Genomic DNA, 4,139 nt, shown 5'->3' on the forward strand with positions numbered 1-4,139 from the left:
GATCTTGTCGCGGCCCAGCAGGCCGCTGCGCGCTATCTCGCGCGCCGTGTCGCCCGCGCGCAGCCGCACGAGCACTTGTCGGTACTGGAACATCTCGATCCTTCTGCGACCCACCTGCCAGCCCTCCAGGCAACGAAAGCCCGGGACGGTAGCGGTGGGGTGGTTGAAGACTCGAGACGCCCTTCAAGACTGGCCAGTGGCCGGTAAACGCCGATCACGCAGTGGCCGCTATATGCCGATCCTGCACTGGCCGGTATATGCCGATCACGTGCTGGCCGGCAGATGCCGATCCTGGTCGCCGTTGTCTACCGGCTCAGCTGGCCGGTATATGCCGATCCTCGGGTGGCCGGTTTATGCCGATCGCTGACACGGGTGGATCGTCTCGAACCACAGGTGCGTCAGTGCCGTGCGAACCAACGTGTCGGGTTCGGCGCTTGCGTTGAACCACTGTAGCAACTGGCCCATTTCCTGAGGCACCCGCTCAGAAGGTGGGGCCTCATAGTGCACGCGCTCGCGGCCGACCCGCCCGCTGACGATTTGCGTGGGTTCCGCATGCTCGCGGTAGCCGCCGACGCGAATCTTCGTCATCCCGGAATAGCCGGTCGGAAAGAGAGCCGCCTGCCAGGCATGCAGGCGCTCGTCCGTCATTGCATCTGCGCAGCGCGTCACCGCGTCGTCCATGATGTCCAGCAGCCCCTCGACGTTGCGAGGAGCATTGGGGCCATCCTGCTTCCCCACGTCCAGGCGCCTTGCTACCGAACTGCGCACGGCAGCGAGGTCCAACCGCTCGCCTTCAATGGCGGCCGTGGCCACGGCTTCCTGGCTCCACGCTTCCGCCGCCAGTTCTAGGCGCTGCTCAAAGCCCAGTGCGGCCAGCTTCCCTTCGACCACGCCCTGCGCCCGCCTCGCGGTGGCCAACGCTGCGCCGACGCGAACCGGGTCGTAGTGCAAATCTGGCCAAGCTGGCTGCTGCCAGACGTAGGTCGCTTCCGTTGCCATGGCGATGGATGAGTCGATTGTCGTGATTTTCGACTTGGATGTTGAGTTGATTGCGCCGGCCAATCGCCTCATCCGTGTCCATGGAGCTCTGACTCGGAAGGCGATAAACAGATTGCGCTACTCCTTGTCATCGCTCAGGCCACATTCGATGACGAATCCCATCCAACTCCTCGCACGCAACTGCACACCGTTTGTGCCGGTACTAAAGGCCGACGCCGCGAAGCTCTTGCGGGTCACCCCGACGGGTTGTGCGGTGCCGCAGAGAAGCGGGCGCAGGCAGGCAAAAAAAAGTCCCAAGCACCATGAAGGTCTTGGGACATCTTTGGGACAACCAGATCTTGAAACTACTCTGAACAGCTATGCATGCTTGTTTAGAGTGATTCAGCGTAAATGCTTGATCTAGAAGGAAATTCCTGGTCGGGGTGAGAGGATTCGAACCTCCGGCCTCTACGTCCCGAACGTAGCGCTCTACCAGGCTAAGCTACACCCCGATGTCGTCTGGTTGGGGGCTTTAGGAATGCCGCTCAACCGACTGAATTGCGAATTCTAGCAGAGATTCTGTCCACTTGTTGGGAGGCAGCAGCTTCAAGCAGTCGGCGGCATGTCGCGCCTCCGTGCGTGCGGCTTCGCGGGTCGATTCCAGGGCGCCGGTGGAGCGCACGATGGCGACGATCTCCTGCAGCTTCTCCTGCTCGCCTTCCTCGATGGCGTGACGCAGCAGCGCACGCTGTTCGGACGTGGCGCGCTCCATGGCGATCAACAGCGGCAGCGTCGTCTTGCCCTCGCGCAGGTCGTCGCCAATGTTCTTGCCGAGTTCATGGGCGTCGCCTTCGTAGTCGAGGACGTCGTCGATGAGCTGGAAGGCAGTGCCCAGCGCTCGGCCGTAGGCGGCGCAGGCCTCCTCGACCTCAGGCGTCGCCTTGGCCAGCACGGCTCCCAGGCGGGCGCTGGCCTCAAAGAGCTTGGCAGTCTTGAAGCGGATCACGCGCAGATAGCTCTCCACGGTGATGTCCGGGTCGTGCATGTTCATCAACTGCAGGACCTCGCCCTCGGCGATCACGTTGGTCGCCTCCGCCAGCACCTCCAGCACGCGCATGCGGTCTACCGACACCATCATCTGGAAGGCACGCGAATAGAGGAAGTCGCCCACCAGCACGCTGGCCGCATTGCCGAACAGCGCGTTCGCAGTCGGCTTGCCTCGGCGCAGTGAGGATTCGTCGACGACGTCGTCGTGCAGCAGCGTGGCCGTGTGGATGAACTCGACCACGGCGGCCAGTTCGAAGCGCGCGGCCTGGTCGAAGCCCAGTGCGTTCGCGAACAGCAGCACGAGCTTGGGCCGCATGCGCTTGCCGCCCGCATGGACGATGTAGTGGGAGATCTGGTCGATCAGCGCCACATCGGAGCTGAGACGCTTGGCGATGACGGCGTCCACCTGCGCCATCTCGGCGGCAAGCAGGGCGAGGACCTCGGCGACTTGTGATGGGGGCGAGGCAGTCTCGACGCGCACTCTGGACTCTCAAGCTAGGGATCCAGGGATTATAGGAAGGGCGCCCACCCCTGGCCGGGTCGAGGCCGGCGCGGGCGGGTGTCGGAAGGCTTGCAGCAGGTGAGGCGGGGGCGGCATTGCCTGTTTTCTGACCCCAGGGTATACTCGTGGGCTCTTTGCAATTCGTGCGCCTTGGCGCGCCTGCTGCGGAGAGATCAAATCGACAAAAAGGCCCGACGAGGGCAGCGGTGCGCGGCGCAAGCCGGGCGCGGAGCTGCTGGAGCCGGGTGGATGCACCTCAAGGTGCGAAAGGAAGAACATGTACGCGGTCATCAAAACCGGCGGCAAGCAGTACAAGGTTGCTGCTGGCGAAAAGATCAAGGTCGAGTTGCTCGACGCGGAAGTTGGCGCTGAGGTCACCCTCGACCAAGTGCTGGCAGTTGGCAGCGGCGACGGCCTGACCGTCGGCGCTCCGCTGGTCGCTGGCGCCACCGTCAGTGCCAAGGTCGTCAGCCATGGCAAGCACGACAAGGTTCGCATCTTCAAGATGCGCCGTCGCAAGCACTACAAGAAGAGCCAAGGCCATCGCCAGAACTACACCGAGCTGGAAATCAGCGCGGTCAACGGCTGATCCCTCTCTTCTCGCTAATTTCTAGGAGCTAACTCATGGCACAGAAAAAAGGCGGCGGTTCCACACGGAACGGCCGCGACTCCAAGCCCAAGATGCTGGGCGTCAAGGCTTACGGCGGTGAACTGATCTCCGCTGGTTCGATCATCGTTCGCCAGCGCGGCACCAAGTTCCACCCCGGTGTGAACGTTGGCATCGGCAAGGACCACACGCTGTTTGCGCTGGTCGATGGCCACGTCAGCTTCACCACCAAGGGTGCGAGCAACCGCGCGACGGTCGTCGTCACGCCGCTGGCCGCCTGAAGGGCAGCCATCTCGGGCGAGCGCATCGCCCGACTCCCTGAGCCCCGGCCTGCCCGGGGCTTTGTCATTTCTGAAGTCTGGCGCGTCACACGACGGCACGCTGGCCGCAACCCCAGCCATTACGATGGCAGCCCGCCATGAAATTCGTTGACGAAGCCACCATCGATGTCGCCGCCGGTAACGGTGGCGCCGGCTGCGCGAGCTTTCGCCGCGAAAAATTCATCCCGTTCGGCGGGCCGGACGGCGGCGACGGCGGCAAGGGCGGCAGCGTCTGGGCCGAAGCCGACCGCAACCTGAACACGCTGATCGACTACCGCTATGCGCGCCGCCACGAGGCACGCAACGGCGAGGCTGGTCGCGGCTCCGATTGCTTCGGCGCCGCCGCCGATGACATCGTGCTGCGCATGCCGGTCGGCACCATCATCACGGACCTGGAAACCGAGTCCGTCATCGGCGAGTTGCTGGAGCCGGGTGAGCGCATCCTGCTGTGCAAGGGCGGCGATGGCGGCTTCGGCAACCTGCATTTCAAGACCTCGACCAACCGCGCGCCGCGTCAGAAGACGCCGGGCTGGCCGGGCGAGATCAAGAAGGTGCGGCTGGAACTGCGCGTGCTGGCCGACGTCGGCCTGCTGGGTCAGCCCAATGCGGGCAAGTCCACGCTGATCACGGCCATCTCCAACGCCAAGCCCAAGATTGCCGACTACCCCTTCACGACGCTGCACCC

Annotated in this window: 5 protein-coding genes and 1 tRNA gene; 3 read left to right on the forward strand and 3 right to left on the reverse strand. The window is 63.9% G+C overall.

Features of this window, described 5'->3' with window-relative positions; all coding sequences use genetic code 11:
• Window positions 1–351: 351 nt before the first annotated feature.
• The 3 genes from VGF12_RS20515 to ispB all read right to left on the reverse strand — a co-directional run bounded on the left by VGF12_RS20515 (window position 352) and on the right by ispB (window position 2,440).
• The gene (locus VGF12_RS20515; protein ID WP_331177906.1) at window positions 352–1,062 is read right to left on the reverse strand and encodes a DUF4172 domain-containing protein; all 711 of its coding nucleotides are present in this window, start codon (window positions 1,060–1,062) and stop codon (window positions 352–354) included.
• A 351-nt stretch (window positions 1,063–1,413) separates the two neighbouring features.
• Window positions 1,414–1,490: transfer RNA gene (locus VGF12_RS20520), tRNA-Pro, on the reverse strand.
• A gap of 20 nt (window positions 1,491–1,510) precedes the next feature.
• On the reverse strand, window positions 1,511–2,440 hold the full coding sequence (gene ispB / locus VGF12_RS20525) for an octaprenyl diphosphate synthase (RefSeq protein ID WP_414710160.1): 930 nt from the start codon (window positions 2,438–2,440) through the stop codon (window positions 1,511–1,513).
• 364 nt (window positions 2,441–2,804) lie between these two features.
• Here ispB and rplU point away from each other — a divergent pair, with 364 nt between their 5' ends.
• The 3 genes from rplU to obgE form a co-directional block, all read left to right on the forward strand.
• Window positions 2,805–3,116 (forward strand): 50S ribosomal protein L21, encoded by a 312-nt coding sequence (gene rplU / locus VGF12_RS20530; RefSeq protein ID WP_025564359.1) that lies wholly within the window; start codon window positions 2,805–2,807, stop codon window positions 3,114–3,116.
• Window positions 3,117–3,151: 35 nt separating this feature from the next.
• Entirely contained in the window at window positions 3,152–3,415 is a 264-nt protein-coding gene (rpmA, locus tag VGF12_RS20535) for a 50S ribosomal protein L27 (protein ID WP_268148837.1), read from the forward strand.
• Window positions 3,416–3,552: 137 nt separating this feature from the next.
• On the forward strand, window positions 3,553–4,139 hold a 587-nt coding region (obgE, locus tag VGF12_RS20540; protein ID WP_331177908.1), incomplete at its 3' end, for a GTPase ObgE.

It is taken from the genome of Roseateles sp. (assembly GCF_036404855.1).
Classification (GTDB): domain Bacteria; phylum Pseudomonadota; class Gammaproteobacteria; order Burkholderiales; family Burkholderiaceae_C; genus Pelomonas.